Genomic DNA, 15983 nt, shown 5'->3' on the forward strand with positions numbered 1-15983 from the left:
GGACATGAAGCAGCGATGGCTCAGGTCCACCGTCAGGGACCTTCAACTGTATTATGACCCAGATATCAAAGGTTCCCCCTTGAGGATGGACACCAACACCAACCCGCTCGGGGAGAACCCCGCCGTGAGGGAGGCCCTGGCCGAGGGCGCATCGCTGGGCCTTGAGCAGTACCCGTCCACATACGGCGATGGTCTGAGGAGGGAGCTGGCCTCGTTCTATGGCCTGAGAAAGGAGAACTTCGTTGTCGGAAACGGCTCGGACGAGATACTGGACATCATCTTCAAGACATTCATGGAGCCGGGAGGCAATGTGGTCATGGCCTACCCTTCCTACTCCCTCCACGGGTGGTTCGCACAGGTCAACGGGGGCGGAGCGGTACAGGTGGACCTTAGAGAGGGGTATCAGTTGGACGTCGACGGTATGCTCGATGCAAAGGGGGACCTTGTCATCGTCTGCACGCCGAACAACCCCACCTCGAACTCCTTCATGAAAGAGGACGTATTGCGCCTGGTATCGGAATCGGACAGGCCCGTCGTGGTCGACGAGGCATATGGCGAGTTCGCCCCTGCAGGCAGCTCGTTCATCCCACTGGTGGAGGACTTCGAGAACCTCATCGTCACAAGGACATTCTCCAAAGCATATGCATTAGCGGGTATGAGGATAGGCTATTCGATCGCGAACAAAGACCTCACTCTGGCGATGCAGAAGGTCCGGGTGCCTTACTCCCTGAACAAGATCAGCGAGCTCGTTGCCATAAAGGCATTGAGGGACCAGGATTTCGTAAGGAGGACCATTGAGGTGGTCTCCTCTGAGAGAAAGAGGCTGGAGGACGGGCTATCGGCCCTTGGCCTCGAGGTCTTCCCATCCCAGGCCAATTTCATATTGTTCAAATGCCCGATGGGCTCGGATGTCCTCGTTTCCAGGCTGAGGGAGAAGAACGTCCTGATAAGGGACTTTGGAAACAAGAGGCTGCTCAAGGACTGTGCCAGGACCACGATAGGCACGAGGGAGCAGAACGACATCCTACTTGAGAAGATGGCCGAGGTGGTCAAGGAATGTCGCTGAAGGTCACGTTGGCAGATTACGGGGTAGGCAACCTTCACTCGATCCGCAAGGCATTGGAGAACTGCGGCGCCAAGGTCGAGGTCGTCGCGGAGATGAGGGCGTTGCTCAATGCGGAGTGCATCGTGCTGCCCGGTGTCGGGGCCTTTGACAAGACGATGGAAAGGCTTCAACCATATAAGGAAGATCTTGTCAAGATGTTGCTCTCTGGCACTCCCTGCCTGGGTATATGCATAGGAATGCAGATCATGTTCGGGTCGAGCGAGGAAGGGCAACAACCCGGCCTCGGCCTCCTGGGAGGGAAGGTCGTCAGGCTGAAGGCCGATAGGGTCCCGCACATGGGGTGGAACTCGGTACAGAGCAGCGATCCAATCTTCAAAGGCCTGCCATCACCTTATTTCTATTTCGCGCACTCCTTCCATGCCAGCCCGAAGGAGGATGTCACCATCGGCACCACTGAGTATTATGGAAGGGTCCCGACGCTGTTCAAGAAGGCGAACACGTATGGCACACAGTTCCACCCTGAGAAGTCCTCGGCGTCGGGAATGGTGTTCCTACGCAACTTCATCACATTCGCGGAGGAGCAGTTATGATAGTGATGCCGGCCATCGATATCCTGGGAGGGAAGGTCGTCCAGCTCGTGGGAGGCGTCCCTGGTACTGAGCAGATAAAGCTCCCAGACCCGCTGACCTCCGCCAAGGGATGGGAGGAAAGGGGGGCCCCTATGTTGCATGTCATCGACCTTGACGCGGCCTTGGGAAGGGGCAACAATGTTCAGATCATGAGGAGGATAGTCGAACGTTGCAATGTGCCAGTACAGGTCGGAGGAGGGGTGCGCTCCACCGAGGTGGTTCAATACCTTCTCGATTGCGGGGCGGCAAGGGTCATTGTCGGCACCAGGGCGATAAAGGACCGTAGTTGGTTGTCCTCGATCTCAACCTCCAACCCTGGGAAGGTCGTCCTGGCGCTCGATGTCAAAGGAGGGAACGTACAGGTCAAAGGATGGCAGGAGGCCGCCCCTTACTCGCTGGAACACATGTTCGGGGCCATCGCCGACCTCCCTCTCGCCGGTGTCCTGTACACGAACGTGGACGTGGAGGGGCGGTGCAAGGGCATCGACGCAAAGGCCGTCAGGTCGTTCGTGGAAAGATGCCCCCACAAGGTGATAGCCTCAGGAGGGGTCTCTAGCCAGGAGGATATCGATGAACTTGAGGCGCTAGGGGTGTCCGAAGCGGTCGTCGGGCTAGCCATTTATACTGGCAAATTGAATCCTGACAAGCAGTGGAGGAAGAATTGATGAGCAGGAGTGCGAGCGTGCAACGGAAGACCAAGGAGACCGAGGTCACAGTAACGGTAGACCTGGACGGGTCGGGAAGGTATACGGTCAGATGCGAGGACCAGTTCCTGAGGCATATGCTCGAGACCTTTGCCAGATACTCTTCTTTCGATCTCGAGGTCACGGCCTCGGGGGACAATGTCCATCACCTGGTGGAGGATGTTGCGATAGTGCTCGGAAGCGCGGTGAAGGAGGCCCTCGGTGATGTCCCGATAGAGAGGATTGCGTCATCCATAGTGCCCATGGACGACGCCCTGGTGGAGGTGACCCTTGACATCATCGACCGCCCGTACGCTGACATCGATTGTCCAGACGTCATCTATCATCATTTCCTGAGGTCCTTCGCCATGTCGGCCGGGGTCACTTTACATGTCATTGTCAAACGGGGCTTCGACGAGCACCATATCGTCGAGGCGAGCGTCAAGGCGCTAGGGACCGCGATGCGCAAGGCCACGGCTCCGAGGAAGGATGTCCTGAGCACAAAGGAGAGGCCTAAGATAAGGAGGGGCTAGGGCTGCTGACCAAGCGGATCATACCGTGCCTTGACGTCAAGAACGGAAAGGTCGTCAAGGGGATAAGGTTCCTGGACCTTCAGGACGTGGGAGACCCTCCGACGATGGCCTCGGAGTATGAGCGCCAAGGGGCGGACGAGATCGTCTTCCTTGACATCTCGGCCTCTGCAGAAGGCCGAAAGACCATGCTGAACGTGGTCGAGAGGACGGCGGAGAGCCTGTTCATACCACTGACGGTCGGAGGAGGCATCAGGAGCAAGGAGGACATGAGGGAGGCTTTGAACGCAGGGGCGGACAAGGTGTCGGTGAACACGGTCGCCGTACAGCATCCTCATGTCATCTCAGAGTGCGCCAAGGATTTCGGGAGCCAGTGCGTCGTATGCGCAATAGATGCCAAAAGGACCGGGGGGTCTTGGAAGGTCTATACGCATGGTGGACGGAGGCCCACCGACCTCGATGCGGTGAAGTGGGCCGTCAGGGCGCAGGAGCTCGGGGCGGGCGAGATACTCCTGACCAGCATGGACGCCGACGGCACAAAGAACGGTTATGATATAGAGCTCACGGCGGCAGTGGCAGAGGCTGTGACGATCCCCGTCATCGCGTCGGGAGGGTGCGGGACCCTTGAGCACATCTACGAGGTCCTGACAAAGACCAAGGCCGAGGCCGCCCTTGCCGCCTCGATATTCCATTATGGGGAGCTGAGCGTGGAGGAGTGCAAATCATATCTCAGGGAAAGGGGAGTGAGGGTCAGATGACAGAGCTGAAGTTCAATTCTGAAGGACTGATACCCGCGATCGTACAGGACGCGGATACGAACGAGGTCCTGATGATGGCCTACATGAACGAGGAGTCCTTCCGGCTGACGAAGGAGACGGGCCTCACTCATTTTTATTCCCGTTCGAGGCAGAAGCTTTGGAAGAAGGGCGAAACCTCTGGCCATGTGCAGAAGGTGGTCTCCATCCAGCTGGATTGCGATGCGGACACCCTTCTGGTGAGGGTGAGGCAGGAAGGGGTTGCCTGCCACCTCGACAGGATGTCCTGCTTCGAAGAGGTCATTTATGGCGATGTCGATGGCACCATGGCCATCATCCCTGAGCTGTCAAGGGTCATCAGGGACAGGAAGCTGCATCCGAAAGAGGGGAGCTATACCAACAAGCTCCTTGACGATGAGGACAAGCGGCTGAAGAAGGTCGTGGAAGAGGCTGCAGAGACCGTGCTGGCCTTCAAAGGCGGCGACCGCAAGGCCATGGCATGGGAGCTCGCGGACCTTTTGTATCATCTGATGGTCATGCTCGAGGCCTCGGACATGCGGATGGAGGATGTCTATCGGAAGCTGTCGGAGAGGAGAAGATGAGGATAGACCTTCATACCCACACAATATTGAGCGATGGGGAGCTGCTACCGGTCGAGCTTGCTAGGAGGGCCTTTGTAAAGGGCCACAGCGCCATAGCCTTCACGGACCACGTCGCGCTGTCGACGATGGAGCGCGTGCTGAAAGAGGCGGCCTTGGACATCGAGCTGGCGGAGACATGGGGCCTGGAGGTCCTGCTCGGCGTGGAGATTACACATGTCCCGGCCTCTAAGATCGACCAGGTGGTCTCCAAGGCCAGGAAACTTGGGGCCGAGATCGTCGTGGTCCATGGCGAGACCATCTCGGAGCCGGTGGAGAAGGGCACGAACCTTGCGGCCGTCAGCAACCCCGAGGTGGACATCCTGGCCCACCCTGGCATGATCACGGAGGAGGAGGCCGAGAGGGCCAGGACCAACGGTGTCCACCTGGAGATAACCTCAAGGTCATCGCATTGCAGGACGAACGGGCACGTTGCCTCTATCGCAAGGAGGGTCGGCGCAAAGATGGTGGTGAACACGGACGCCCACTCGCCATCCGACCTTATCAACACCGCCACAGCGCTCATGGTCGCGCAAGGGGCCGGCCTGAGCAGGAAGGAGGCCGAGGAGGCCGTCATGGTCAATCCGGCCGAGCTTGTAAAAAGGAGGAGGTCGAGATGAAGGTGCTGAAGTTCGGAGGAAGCTCGCTGAAGACCGCGCAGTCCATGCTGGAGGTCGGCAACATCATCGCGTCCGAGGTGGGTAGGAAGGTGGTGGTGGTCAGCGCAGTGTCGGGCGTTACAGAATCGTTGCTGGACTTTATTTCCGTCCCTAGGAAAGAAGAGGAGGTCAAGGCCTTCGTGAAGAGATTGAGGGACATGCACGTATCATTGCTGACCGAGGCGATAAAGGACGAGAAGATAAGAGAGGAGGGCATCGACCGGATCGACAAGAAGCTCGTCCGGCTGGAGCGCATGCTGTACGGCATCAGCTACCTCGAAGAGGTCACGCCCAAGACCAAAGACTTCGTGCAGTGCTATGGCGAGAGGTTGAGCGTCATCCTGGTGGCGGCGATGCTCAACGACATGGGAGTGAGGTCCGTCCCGTGTGATGCAGACCAGCTCGGGATAATGACCGATGGGCAGTACGGTACGGCCACCGCGGACCTTGACGCTACGCGCTGGAGCATAGTACCAAAGGTCCAAGAGATGTTCTATGCTGGCCTGACACCTATAGTGACGGGGTTCTTTGGAATAGGGCCTGATGGTTCGGTCACCGTGTTCGGACGGAACGGGTCGGACTACTCGGCAGCGGCCATAGCCAACGCCCTGGATGCGGAGGTGTTGGAGATCTGGAAGGACGTCGATGGTTTCATGACAGTGGACCCAAAGATCGTCCCTGAGGCCGTCCCCATCAAGGTGCTCTCATATGATGAGGCTGCCGAGCTCGCGTACTTTGGCGCAAAGGTCCTGCATCCGATGACGGTCGAACCGGCAAGGGCAAAGAACATCAAGATAAAGGTGAAGAACGTCTTCAACCCTCAGGCCGAGGGGACCGTCATCCAACAGAAATCCGACGAGCACCTTGACCGCATCAAGAGCATCTCCTGCATGAGGAACCTCGCCATCGTGAAGGTCTTCGGGGAGGGGGCCGGTTATCGGACCGGTGTCATGTCCGTCATCTCACAGCGCTTGAGCGAGGGCGATGTGAACATATATTCAGCGGTCACATCCCAGACCTGCATAGCGCTGCTGATAGACAGGAAGGACCTTTCCAAGGCAAAAAAGATCCTCGCGGACATCAGGGAGGGCTTCATCTCCAAGATCGAGACCAATGATGACCTCGCCCTGCTCTGCATAGTCGGTGAGGGGCTTGGATATAGCAAGGGCATTGCCAGCCGCGTGTTCAATGCCGTCGCTAGGGAAGGGGCCAGCATAGGTCTGATCTCGGCCGGCGCATCGCTGGTCGCGTATCATTTCACGGTCGACAAGAAGGACCTGGAGAAGGTCACCAGGGCGGTGCACAAGGAGTTCTTCGGGTGCTGATATGAAGGTTAAGGTAGCGTTCCAGGGGGTCCATGGCGCTTACAGCGAGGATGCGATATTCCGCTACTTTGGTGAAGGGACCGACACCCTGCCCTGCGCAGAGTTCGTCGACCTTTTCCAGGCGGTCGACAGGGGATCGGCGACGCACGGGGTTCTCCCGGTAGAGAACTCGATAGAGGGGTCGGTGACCGTCGCCAACGACCTCCTGCTGGAGAGCGACCTCACGGTCGTCGGGGAGGTGCTTGTGTGGGTCAGGCATTGCCTCATCGGCCATCCTGGGGCGACCTTGGAGATGATAAGGAAGGTGTACAGCCACCCGCAGGCGCTTGGGCAATGCATGAACTACCTATCAAAACATCCTGAATGGGAGAAGGTCCCGAGCTTTGACACCGCCGGGAGCGTCAGGATGATAAAGGAGAGGGGGTCGTTGGATGAGGCCGCCATCGCCTCGAGGAGGGCGGCCGAGCATTATGGCATGAAGGTGCTCAAGGAGGATATCCAGAACCATGCAAGAAATTTCACGAGGTTCTTTGTGCTCGAGAAGAACCCGCCCGTGAACATGCCGGGGGACAAGACGTCCCTGGCCTTCACGACGAAGAATGTCCCAGGGGCCCTCCATAAGTGCATCGGGGCCTTCGCTGAGCATGGGGTGAACATCACCAAGCTGGAATCAAGGCCTCGGCGAGAGAGGACCTGGGAGTATGTGTTCTATGTTGATATCGATGGCCATATCTCCGAACCTGAAGTAAAGGAGGCCTTGATAGACCTCATGAGGAAGGCGTCCTTCGTCAAGATCTTCGGCTCTTACAACAAAGCAAGACCGTTGGAAGGCATTGACAAAGGCTGAAGATCAAGGGAGAGGCCCCTCCCTCAACAAGGCATCACTTTAATCTAATTTAATTAATAACATTATTAAAATTAAAATATAGGCCATGAATGAAAGGATGAGCGTGGAAGCATGCTTATCCAAATATATCTCCGCTCATTATCATTCTATCTTCTTGATCATCGGGCCCGCAGTTCTGAACTCCCCGTCCCAGAAAAGCAAGGCCTTCGACCTGTCATAATCGACGACCGCATCGGTATGGACTATCTTTCCTAGATACCAGGTATGATCCCCCTTCTCAAAGGACTCCAACTTCTTGCATTCGATGTTCATCAGGGCCTCTTTTATCTTTGGAGACCTCACCCTCTTGCCAGGTTCAGCAGTAAGGCCCGCCTCTGTGAACTTATCCGTCCTTTTCCCGCTCTTGCTTCCGCAGATGATGACGGCCTCGAGCATGTCCTTGCCTGGAACGTTGATGACAAAATCGTCGTTCTCCTCTAGTAACTTGTAAGATTGCCTTGACGTCATGACCCCGATACCGATTATCGGAGGCTTGAGCGAGAACATGTTGAACATTCCCACCGTGATTATGTTCTTCTCCTTTCCTTCCTTGTCCCCAATGGATACAAGCAATACAGGGGCCGGTGGGAGCATCTGCACGGCCTCCATATGTTGTACATCCACCTTCTCTAAGTCGGTCATCGATGACACCTGAGCTACAATTTGGTACTGGCGGGATAATAAGTTTTGCATTGTGCGGTTTCATCGTCTTCTGATGATGTCGCCTAAGACACGGAACTCTCCAGACCAGTACATCAACGCCTTCTCTCTGGGAGCGCCTTCCTCCATCTCCGCGTGGACGACCTCCCCCAAGAACCATGTGTGGTCCCCCGCATCCACCTTATTGACCTTCCTGCATTCCAGGTTGACCATGCAATCCTTAATGACGGGGGAATTGATCTTTTTGCCCTTCGAAAAAGAGAATCCGCACTCCTCGAACTTGTCAACATCCCTGCCAGACTTTTGGCCACAGTAAAGGACCTCCTCTACAAGGTCCTTCTGAGGCACATTGATGGAAAAATCATCACAACGGTCGAACAGACCATAGCTGTACCTCGTTGGTGATATCCCAACACCTAGGACAGGAGGGTTGAAAGAGAACATGTGGACCAGCACGACGGTCAGGACGTTCCTCTGTCCGCCCTCGGCCCCGTCCCCCACGGCCGCCAGGACCACGGGATATGCTGGGAATGCCCTACATGCCCAAATGGGATTGACCTCGTTCTTTTGACCCATGATATTTTCGGGGGGCATTAGTTGACCGTTTAAAATAATACTTTCGAAAAACCTTCTTAAAATGTGAAAATTCGTCCTTTTTTCAGATCTTGCTGCAGAGGTCATGAGTCAACGGAATAAAAATTTAAATGAGATGTGCATCCACAATTGATAAAATGAAGGCCAGGATAGGGATCGTGGGCGGGACCGGTGTGTACGATCCAGATGTGTTCGAGCTTGAGGAGACGGTCAGACCTCACACACCATATGGTCTGCCGTCAGACGAGATTCAGATCGGTACGATAAAGGGGACGAGGGTCGCGTTCATGCAAAGGCACGGCAAAGGACACATTTACCCTCCCCATATGGTCAATTACAGGGCGAACATCTGGGCGCTCAAACAGGTGGGCGTGGAGAGGATAATATCCCCCTGTGCGGTCGGCTCGTTGCAGGAAGAGTTTGAACCTGGTGAGATCGTGATCGTAGACCAGTTCATAGACCTGACCAAGAAAAGGGATTACACCTTTTATAATGGCCCGAAGACCGTCCACATCTCGACCGCGGACCCTTTCTGCCCTGAGCTGGCATCGATATTTTCGCGAGAGGCCAAGAAGGCGAAGATCAAGTTCCATCAGAAAGGGACGTATGTCTGCATAGAAGGACCGAGGTTCTCGACCAGGGCCGAGAGCCAGATGTACAGGGCGTTCGCGGACGTGATCGGGATGACGCTTGTTCCTGAATGCCAGCTCGCGAGAGAGATGGAGATGTGCTATTGCAGCCTTGCGATGATAACGGACTATGATGTCTGGGCCGACCATCCTGTCGACACCGCTACCGTCCTCAGGACCATGTCGGAGAACGTCGATAAGATCAGGGCCTTGATCTCCTCAGCTCTCCCAAAGATACCTGAGGAAAGAAAGAAATGCGCCTGCCCGGACACGCTCAGGGCTGCGGGCGCGTAAATATACGATGCGGGCCTCACTTGGCCTGCTCGATCAACTTTTTATATGTGGCCGCATCCATCAAAGATGAGAGCTCCGACGGGTCGTCCATTTTTATGACAGCTATCCATCCATCTTCGTATGGGCTCTTATTTATCACCTGAGGGTCCTCCTCCAACGGCGAGTTGATGTCCACCACTTCGCCGGAGACAGGAGCATAGACGTCCGCTGTGTTCTTTACGCTCTCGACTATCCCTAAGACCTCCCCCTTTTTCACTTTCTGTCCCTTGGTTGGCAGTTGAATGAACGCCAGCTCTGTCAGCTGATGCTGGGCGTGGTCGGTGATGCCTACCCTCGCCATCTCGCCCTCTGCCTTAACCCATTCATGGTCTTTGGAATACCTCAGCCCTTCCCTTACATCGCTCATCGGATCAACCTCATCTAGAGCATTTTTCAATCAATAAAAACTTATGGATTGGGTCTTTAAATGATAAGAAGGGGGGATGATTTTTTCATTCCTAGGCCTGTTTACATCATTTTTTTCATGAACTATTGGTGATGAGATTAAAAAAAGCCTACAATGCTGTGGTAAGTACAGGACCTTGGATCGCCCCACGGTGTTACCTACCTCATCGAAAGCCGCTCTTGATGATGTCTTTATTGAGTTGATTCCGCTTCTAATCCGGAACCAGAGATGTGGATGGGGCATGTCACGGTTTTCCTTCCATCGCTGTTCTATTTGACCTACTGGTAATCCTACTGATAATAATTATATAACAGGGGCCATGTTCGAAAGTTCAATGAAAATAACCATCCATGGGGTCGTCCAGGGGGTCGGTTTCAGGCCGACCGTTCACAGGATAGCCACTAGGATGGGGTTGAATGGATACGTTCAGAACAATGGGTCCAATGTCGTCATCGAGATCGATGGTGACCCATCAGAGTTCCTCTCCCATCTGATGTCCGAGCTCCCTCCCTTGGCAAAACTGGATGATATATCGGTGGACGAGGGGACTATGGATGAAGAGATCAAGAAGGGCGGATTTCGGATCATCGAGAGCGGGCAGGGGGAGAAGGGGGTCGCGATCCCGAACGACCACTCGATATGTGACAATTGTATCAAGGAGATGTTCGATCCAAAGGACCGAAGATACCTATACCCGTTCACAAACTGTACGGACTGCGGGGCAAGGTTCACGATAATCGATGACCTGCCCTATGACCGTGAGAAGACCTCGATGAGGTCTTTCCAGATGTGCGATGAGTGCAGAAAAGAGTACGAGGACCCGACCGACAGAAGGTTCCATCATCAGACCATTTCCTGCAAGGTCTGCGGGCCATCGTATTACGTGTTGGATAAAAACGGGGCCCCGATAGAGGGGGACCCTGCCACTTTGTTCGCTCAAGCTCTCTCCGAAGGCAAGGTCGGGATCATCAAGAGCTGGGGTGGCATGCATATCTGTTCTTCGCTCGACAATCTCCGCCATTTGAGAGAATGGTACCGAAGAAAGGAGAAACCTTTCGCCATAATGGTCCGGGACCTTGACGCTGTCTTTAGATACTCGAGACCAACAAAGAAGGAGATCGAGCTTCTCACCTCGGGCCACCGACCGATCGTTCTGGTCGAAAAGGTCAGGAACGCCCTCACCGAGCTTGTCTCCCCCGGTCTCGGGAACATAGGCATATTCCTCCCCTACACCGAGATGCAGCACATACTATTCTCGAAGCTTAGGTTCGATGCCCTGGTGATGACCTCGGCGAACGTTCCTGGCGAGCCTATGGTGCTGACGGACAAGGGGGCTCTCGCCCTCGGTGCTGATGTATACCTTATGCATAACAGGGAGATATTCAACCGATGTGATGACTCAGTGGTAAGGACCTACGGTGACCGGACCTTTTTTATAAGAAGGTCAAGGGGGCATGTGCCGTTCAACATATCATTTCCATTGAAAGGGACGGCGATCGGCCTTGGAGCGCAGGAGAACATTGTCGGTTCCTTGGCCTTCAAGGGAAGGCTCCATTGTACCCAGTACATCGGGGATTCGAGCTCTGCCGGTGTCCTGGAATATCTTGAAGGGGCCATAGGGCATCTCAGGAACATGCTGGGAGCAGAGAAAATCGATGCTATCGGCATCGACCTTCATCCTGGATATTCGACAAGACGTCTCGGGATGAGGTTATCCTCTGAGACCGGTGCCCGGGTCGTGGAGGTCCAGCATCATTGGGCACATGGGCTCGCACTTATGCTGGATAATGGTCTTGATGACCTGGTCACGATAGCGATCGACGGTACCGGCTATGGAACAGACGGGAAGGCGTGGGGCGGTGAGGTCCTGGACTGCAGCCCAACGGGCTTCGAGAGGGTCGGTCATCTTCAAGAGGTTCCCCTGCTCGGAGGGGAGAAGGCCGTCTATGACATCAGACGGCTCGTGTTCGCAATAGAGAGTTTGTTAGGTCGGGACGGGTCTCATTTCTCTGGCAAGGATGCTGAGCTTTTCATGAAGATGCTCCCAAGGAGCACCACCTCAACGAGCCTTGGCAGGCTCATGGACGCTGTGTCGTGCGCACTGGGTGTATGCATGTATCGTAGCTATGATGGGGAGCCGGCGATGAAGTTGGAGCCATTGCTGGCCACGGGGAAGGTGGACAGGTCTTTGAGACCGATGAGGGAAGGAGATGTGATCAGGTCGGTCGAGATGTTCTCGTATATCTTGGACCGAAAAGGGACCAGGGAGGATGTTGCCGCGACCTTCATTCATGCTGTACTTGAGGGGCTGGTCGACATCGCGGCCGAGCGGGCGAAGGAGAAGGGCGCCAAGGTCATAGGGGTGACGGGCGGGGTCAGCTACAACAGCACGGTCGCAAGGTGGCTGGAGGAGATGGCGACGGACCGGGGCCTCAGCACCGTATTTCCAAAGGACCTTCCGAACGGGGACGGATGCATCTCGGCAGGCCAATGCCTTGCTGCGTTGGCATACGTCAGATGATCGTGCTGGCACATTTTTAAAATAATATCATGGACATGCTGTATGGATGCTCTATAGGAACGTGCTGATCATCTTCCTTGATGGGGCCACCGACCACGGCATCCCGATGCTGGATGGTAGGACACCGTTACAGGCGGCCAATAAACCGTACCTGGACTCGGTCGCGTCACATGGGAGGATGGGGTGCACGATGTCAAGGGAATATACCCATCACTACCTTCTGGAACTGTTCACTGGTAAGAAGGCCGAGATACCCAGGGGCGTCATAGAGGCCCTAGGGCTCGAGCTTCCATTGGGCCCTAAGAGGGTGGCCTACAGGATGACCCCTGCCATCATCCGTGATGGGAAGGTGGAATGGTACTACAAGATATCCTGCCAAGATGAGATGAACCTTCAAAAGGCCGTGCTGAGGAGCAGGGACAGGATAAGGGAGATGGACCCTAAGATCATGTTCTACAATGGAGGAAAGGCGGTAATGACCGTGAAGGGCACCGAGGTCCTGGACCTGCCCAGACCGCCTTCTCCCGCCGACGTCCTCCCTTCGGACCTAGGCGATTTCCGTCCCTTCGCTGAGTCGATCGCAGAGATCATGGGAGGGATAACACTTCTGCCATGGGGGGGAGGGTCGGGTCTAGAAGCTGAAAGGTTCAGGAATGATGTCAGGCCCCTGCCGAAGATGACGATGATATCGAAGAGCCCGTCCGCCCTTGGCGTCGCGGCATTTCTAGACATAGAGAGGCTGAGGGTCGCTGGCTTCAAGCAGGGGATCAAAGAGGCCAGGAGATTGATCAGGACACGCAATGTCTTCCTCCATATCGAAGAGACAGATGATATCAGCCACAAGCGTTCTCCTCTGGAAAAGGTCGAGCTGTTGGAGGAGATAGACAAAGAGCTGCAACGGGCGTCCAAGGAGTTCAAGGACTGTAGGAACGTCATACTGGTGGACCATGGCGCATCTTCGCTGACCGGAGACCACATAACCATGGAGGTGCCCTACGCGATCGCAGACAAGGTCCTACCGCTCTCAAATGAGAGGTCCTATGCCGAGAACGGATGGGAAAGGACAGAGCTGCGCGACCTCTTGCAAACCATCTTTAATGAGTAATGATTGAGATGATGCCGCCGAGAACCTTTTAATAGGAAACACCAGATATCGTTGGATTATACATCCAACTTAGGTGAACCAATGAGGCCCGATGTCCCTGAGAGCATCATCCTAGCACACGAGAAAGACCTGGCGAGCGATTTTGTTTCAAGGATCTGGGGAAAGAGACCTACCTTCGTATGTACGATCGGGACGACCGAGACCGCGAAGATACCAGGCCTTTCCGCGGCAGGAGCGAACCCCGCGCTCACGGACTACACGCCTCCGGCCGATGTCGAGCTGCTGTTCTACGGGAGATGCAAGTGCATTCCGGGGGTTCCCGTGACCCCAGATGGCATCCCGACCCCTGGCCTCATAACGATGACGGCCGTGAATGCGGTCAAGATGCCTGTCTTCGCCGTCAACGGCGGGGCCAGGATAAGGCCGATAGCGCCGTTCTTCGAGCTCGATGGGGCCCCTGGCGATGATATCAGGACCGGTTCGGCGGTCAAGGACCCGAAGAAGGTGTATGAGAGCGCGGTCCTGGTTGGGGAGAACCTCTCGGCGAACGTGGACTACCTTATCGTCGGTGAGAGCATACCAGGGGGCACCACGACGGCGATGGCCGTCCTCATGGCCCAAGGGTACGACGCCAAGAACAAGGTAAGCAGCACCCTGCCGGTCAATCCTCATGACATCAAAGAGGCGGTGGTGAGGGAAGGCCTTGCCAGGACGAAGCATTCATCTGAGGAGATGAAAAGAGATGCCATGGTGGCGGTCTCGGCGGTCGGGGACCCCATGATGCCTGCAGCGGCTGGGGTCATAGTCGGGGCGGCAAGGAAGGTGCCTGTCCTGCTCGCAGGCGGTACGCAGATGGCCGCGGTGCTGAGCATCGTCAAGGCCATGGACCCTTCGGTCCTGGGCAATCTGGCCCTAGGCACCACGAGATGGATAGTGAACGACGGGATGTCCGATATCCGCTCACTGGTCAAGCAGATCGGGGAGGTGCCGGTCATCGCCGCCGACCTGAACTTCTCAACATCGAGGCTGAGCGGGCTGAGGATCTATGAGACCGGCCTGGTGAAGGAAGGGGTGGGGTGCGGCGGGGCGACCATAGCGGCCATCTGTAACAGCAGGGGCAAGCTCGACTCTAGGACCATGCTGACCGAGATAGAGAAGAGCTATGACAGGTTGATGGCGCATGTCAAAAAGTGACCTTCGTTACTTCTCTTTCCTTCAATATCCTTTCTGCCACTGAGAGGTCCCCCGGCGTGTTCACGTTGACGGCGAAATCGATGCTATCCGTGAACATGTACGCCGCTTCGACATAGCTATCCTTGAGCATCTCCTTCCTTTCGACCACGCTGACCCCACAGAACGTCGTCTCCCTACCGTCGAGCACGTCGGTATAGGTCACATCGAGACCGACAGACCTGATGGTCGCTGGGTCCAGGGCGACCGTCAGCGAGGCCTTCCCTGCGCTCAAGAACTCCCTTAACACCGTCTCCACGCTCTTCTTTGTAAGCAATGGCATGTCCACAGGGATTATCACGACGATGTCCTCCTGTATGGACGACATGATCTCGTGAAGGTCCTCAACATATCCCCGGCCTGACGTCCTGATCACAATGACCTCTTTCCCTTTCAGATATTGCTCGGTCCTCGGGGTGGATGTCGAGGTCGAGACGTAGACCTGGGACACCATCGGCGATGATGCCGCATCGATGGCCCGGTCGATCAGTTTCTTTCCAAGGACCTCCACCAACGGTTTCTCCATCCCCAGCTGGGATATCCGGGTCCCTCTCCCCCCAGCAGTGATCAGAGCAGCTTTTCCGCAAGCCATAGTGCACCGCTCAACGCTAATAGGACCATCGGCCTGGCTATCTCGTTCGTCGCACCAAGGATGTCGCCGTTGACGACCCCGAAGTGCTTCATAGCGGTCCTTGCAACGACCGCTCCTGTGACAAGGGAGGCTATGATCATCATCAGCAGGACCGATGTGAGCTCCGCCAGGTCAACGCGCGCAGGGGCCAGAAGGATGTATGCTGGGACGGTCGCGACCAGTCCTATCGCCAGAGCCACGGCCACGGTCCCTGAACTGGTATTCTTGACGAATATGCCCCCCAGCCCTTCCCTCGCCTCGCCGAGGGCGGCGCAGGTGACCATCGACACCTTTATGAGCACCTCAGCGGCAAAAGGTGCCAGGAAATAGAAGCCCCTATCAACGTTTGCCAGGGCCGATATAGAAAGAAGCACGAACAGCATGGCATAGGCCAGTCCACCCGCTCCGACATGAGAGTCCTTCATAACGCTGAGCTTGCGCTCCTTGTCCCCGAGGACCATTAGACCGTCCCCCATATCGCTCAGGCCGTCGAGGTGCAGGAACCTGTTCAGGCCCATGATGACGAAAATGACGATCACCGCAGAGATCAGAGGACCATAGACCTCGGTCAGCACGTACATGAGGATACCGCTCAGGAGGCCTAGGAACACCCCCACCAACGTCACAAGATAGAACCTTTTGGCCAGGGACATGACCTCCTCACCCTCGACATCCAACGGGACGATGGTGAACATCGAGAAGG

Annotated in this window: 18 protein-coding genes; 13 read left to right on the forward strand and 5 right to left on the reverse strand. The window is 55.8% G+C overall.

Going from position 1 to position 15983, the window contains the following annotated elements:
• Positions 1 to 4 precede the first annotated feature (4 nt).
• From hisC to pheA, 9 genes are read left to right on the forward strand one after another with little or no spacing between them, the layout of a single operon-like run.
• Entirely contained in the window at positions 5 to 1066 is a 1062-nt protein-coding gene (hisC, locus tag HPY73_02295; GenBank protein QLH74391.1) for a histidinol-phosphate transaminase, read from the forward strand.
• The gene (hisH, locus tag HPY73_02300; protein ID QLH74392.1) at positions 1057 to 1656 is read left to right on the forward strand and encodes an imidazole glycerol phosphate synthase subunit HisH; all 600 of its coding nucleotides are present in this window, start codon (positions 1057 to 1059) and stop codon (positions 1654 to 1656) included. The genes hisC and hisH overlap by 10 nt, the downstream gene beginning before the upstream one ends.
• The gene (gene hisA / locus HPY73_02305; GenBank protein QLH74393.1) at positions 1653 to 2360 is read left to right on the forward strand and encodes a 1-(5-phosphoribosyl)-5-[(5-phosphoribosylamino)methylideneamino]imidazole-4-carboxamide isomerase; all 708 of its coding nucleotides are present in this window, start codon (positions 1653 to 1655) and stop codon (positions 2358 to 2360) included. The genes hisH and hisA overlap by 4 nt, the downstream gene beginning before the upstream one ends.
• The gene (locus tag HPY73_02310; GenBank protein ID QLH74394.1) at positions 2360 to 2911 is read left to right on the forward strand and encodes an imidazoleglycerol-phosphate dehydratase; all 552 of its coding nucleotides are present in this window, start codon (positions 2360 to 2362) and stop codon (positions 2909 to 2911) included. Before hisA ends, HPY73_02310 begins: the two co-directional genes overlap by 1 nt.
• A 2-nt stretch (positions 2912 to 2913) precedes the next feature.
• Positions 2914 to 3666: an imidazole glycerol phosphate synthase subunit HisF gene (hisF, locus tag HPY73_02315; protein QLH75621.1), complete on the forward strand. Its 753-nt coding sequence runs from the start codon at positions 2914 to 2916 to the stop codon at positions 3664 to 3666.
• Positions 3663 to 4265: a bifunctional phosphoribosyl-AMP cyclohydrolase/phosphoribosyl-ATP diphosphatase HisIE gene (locus tag HPY73_02320; GenBank protein ID QLH74395.1), complete on the forward strand. Its 603-nt coding sequence runs from the start codon at positions 3663 to 3665 to the stop codon at positions 4263 to 4265. Before hisF ends, HPY73_02320 begins: the two co-directional genes overlap by 4 nt.
• Positions 4262 to 4921: a histidinol phosphate phosphatase domain-containing protein gene (locus tag HPY73_02325; protein QLH74396.1), complete on the forward strand. Its 660-nt coding sequence runs from the start codon at positions 4262 to 4264 to the stop codon at positions 4919 to 4921. Before HPY73_02320 ends, HPY73_02325 begins: the two co-directional genes overlap by 4 nt.
• The gene (locus HPY73_02330) at positions 4918 to 6285 is read left to right on the forward strand and encodes an aspartate kinase (protein ID QLH74397.1); all 1368 of its coding nucleotides are present in this window, start codon (positions 4918 to 4920) and stop codon (positions 6283 to 6285) included. Before HPY73_02325 ends, HPY73_02330 begins: the two co-directional genes overlap by 4 nt.
• 1 nt (position 6286) lies before the next feature.
• Positions 6287 to 7132 carry a prephenate dehydratase gene (pheA, locus tag HPY73_02335; GenBank protein ID QLH74398.1) on the forward strand — a complete coding sequence of 282 codons (846 nt, stop codon included), beginning with the start codon at positions 6287 to 6289 and terminating at the stop codon, positions 7130 to 7132.
• A 141-nt stretch (positions 7133 to 7273) separates the two neighbouring features.
• Here pheA and HPY73_02340 read toward each other — a convergent pair whose 3' ends face one another.
• Together HPY73_02340 and HPY73_02345 are read right to left on the reverse strand one after the other, a co-directional pair.
• Positions 7274 to 7813 (reverse strand): flavin reductase family protein, encoded by a 540-nt coding sequence (locus HPY73_02340; GenBank protein ID QLH74399.1) that lies wholly within the window; start codon positions 7811 to 7813, stop codon positions 7274 to 7276.
• A gap of 60 nt (positions 7814 to 7873) precedes the next feature.
• Positions 7874 to 8407, reverse strand: coding sequence for a flavin reductase family protein (locus HPY73_02345; protein QLH74400.1), 534 nt, complete (start codon positions 8405 to 8407; stop codon positions 7874 to 7876).
• 155 nt (positions 8408 to 8562) lie between these two features.
• Here HPY73_02345 and HPY73_02350 point away from each other — a divergent pair, with 155 nt between their 5' ends.
• Positions 8563 to 9348, forward strand: coding sequence for an S-methyl-5'-thioadenosine phosphorylase (locus HPY73_02350; GenBank protein QLH74401.1), 786 nt, complete (start codon positions 8563 to 8565; stop codon positions 9346 to 9348).
• Between the two features lie 16 nt (positions 9349 to 9364).
• On the opposite strand, the gene gcvH is transcribed toward HPY73_02350, so the two are convergent.
• Positions 9365 to 9754 (reverse strand): glycine cleavage system protein GcvH, encoded by a 390-nt coding sequence (gene gcvH / locus HPY73_02355; GenBank protein QLH74402.1) that lies wholly within the window; start codon positions 9752 to 9754, stop codon positions 9365 to 9367.
• 373 nt (positions 9755 to 10127) lie between these two features.
• On the opposite strand from gcvH, the gene hypF reads away from it, so the two are divergent.
• From hypF to HPY73_02370, 3 genes are all read left to right on the forward strand, one after another.
• Positions 10128 to 12314 (forward strand): carbamoyltransferase HypF, encoded by a 2187-nt coding sequence (gene hypF / locus HPY73_02360; protein ID QLH74403.1) that lies wholly within the window; start codon positions 10128 to 10130, stop codon positions 12312 to 12314.
• A 46-nt stretch (positions 12315 to 12360) separates the two neighbouring features.
• The gene (locus HPY73_02365; GenBank protein ID QLH74404.1) at positions 12361 to 13419 is read left to right on the forward strand and encodes a hypothetical protein; all 1059 of its coding nucleotides are present in this window, start codon (positions 12361 to 12363) and stop codon (positions 13417 to 13419) included.
• Positions 13420 to 13500: 81 nt separating this feature from the next.
• Positions 13501 to 14613, forward strand: coding sequence for a TIGR00303 family protein (locus tag HPY73_02370; protein ID QLH74405.1), 1113 nt, complete (start codon positions 13501 to 13503; stop codon positions 14611 to 14613).
• Here the strand turns inward: HPY73_02370 and HPY73_02375 are convergent.
• Both HPY73_02375 and cobS read right to left on the reverse strand, forming a co-directional pair.
• Entirely contained in the window at positions 14603 to 15241 is a 639-nt protein-coding gene (locus tag HPY73_02375) for an NTP transferase domain-containing protein (GenBank protein ID QLH74406.1), read from the reverse strand. The genes HPY73_02370 and HPY73_02375 overlap by 11 nt on opposite strands.
• Positions 15217 to 15975 (reverse strand): adenosylcobinamide-GDP ribazoletransferase, encoded by a 759-nt coding sequence (gene cobS / locus HPY73_02380; GenBank protein ID QLH74407.1) that lies wholly within the window; start codon positions 15973 to 15975, stop codon positions 15217 to 15219. The genes HPY73_02375 and cobS overlap by 25 nt, the downstream gene beginning before the upstream one ends.
• Positions 15976 to 15983: the final 8 nt, after the last annotated feature.

This window comes from Methanomassiliicoccales archaeon, assembly GCA_013415865.1.
In the GTDB taxonomy this organism is placed as follows: Archaea; Thermoplasmatota; Thermoplasmata; order Methanomassiliicoccales; family UBA472; genus MVRC01.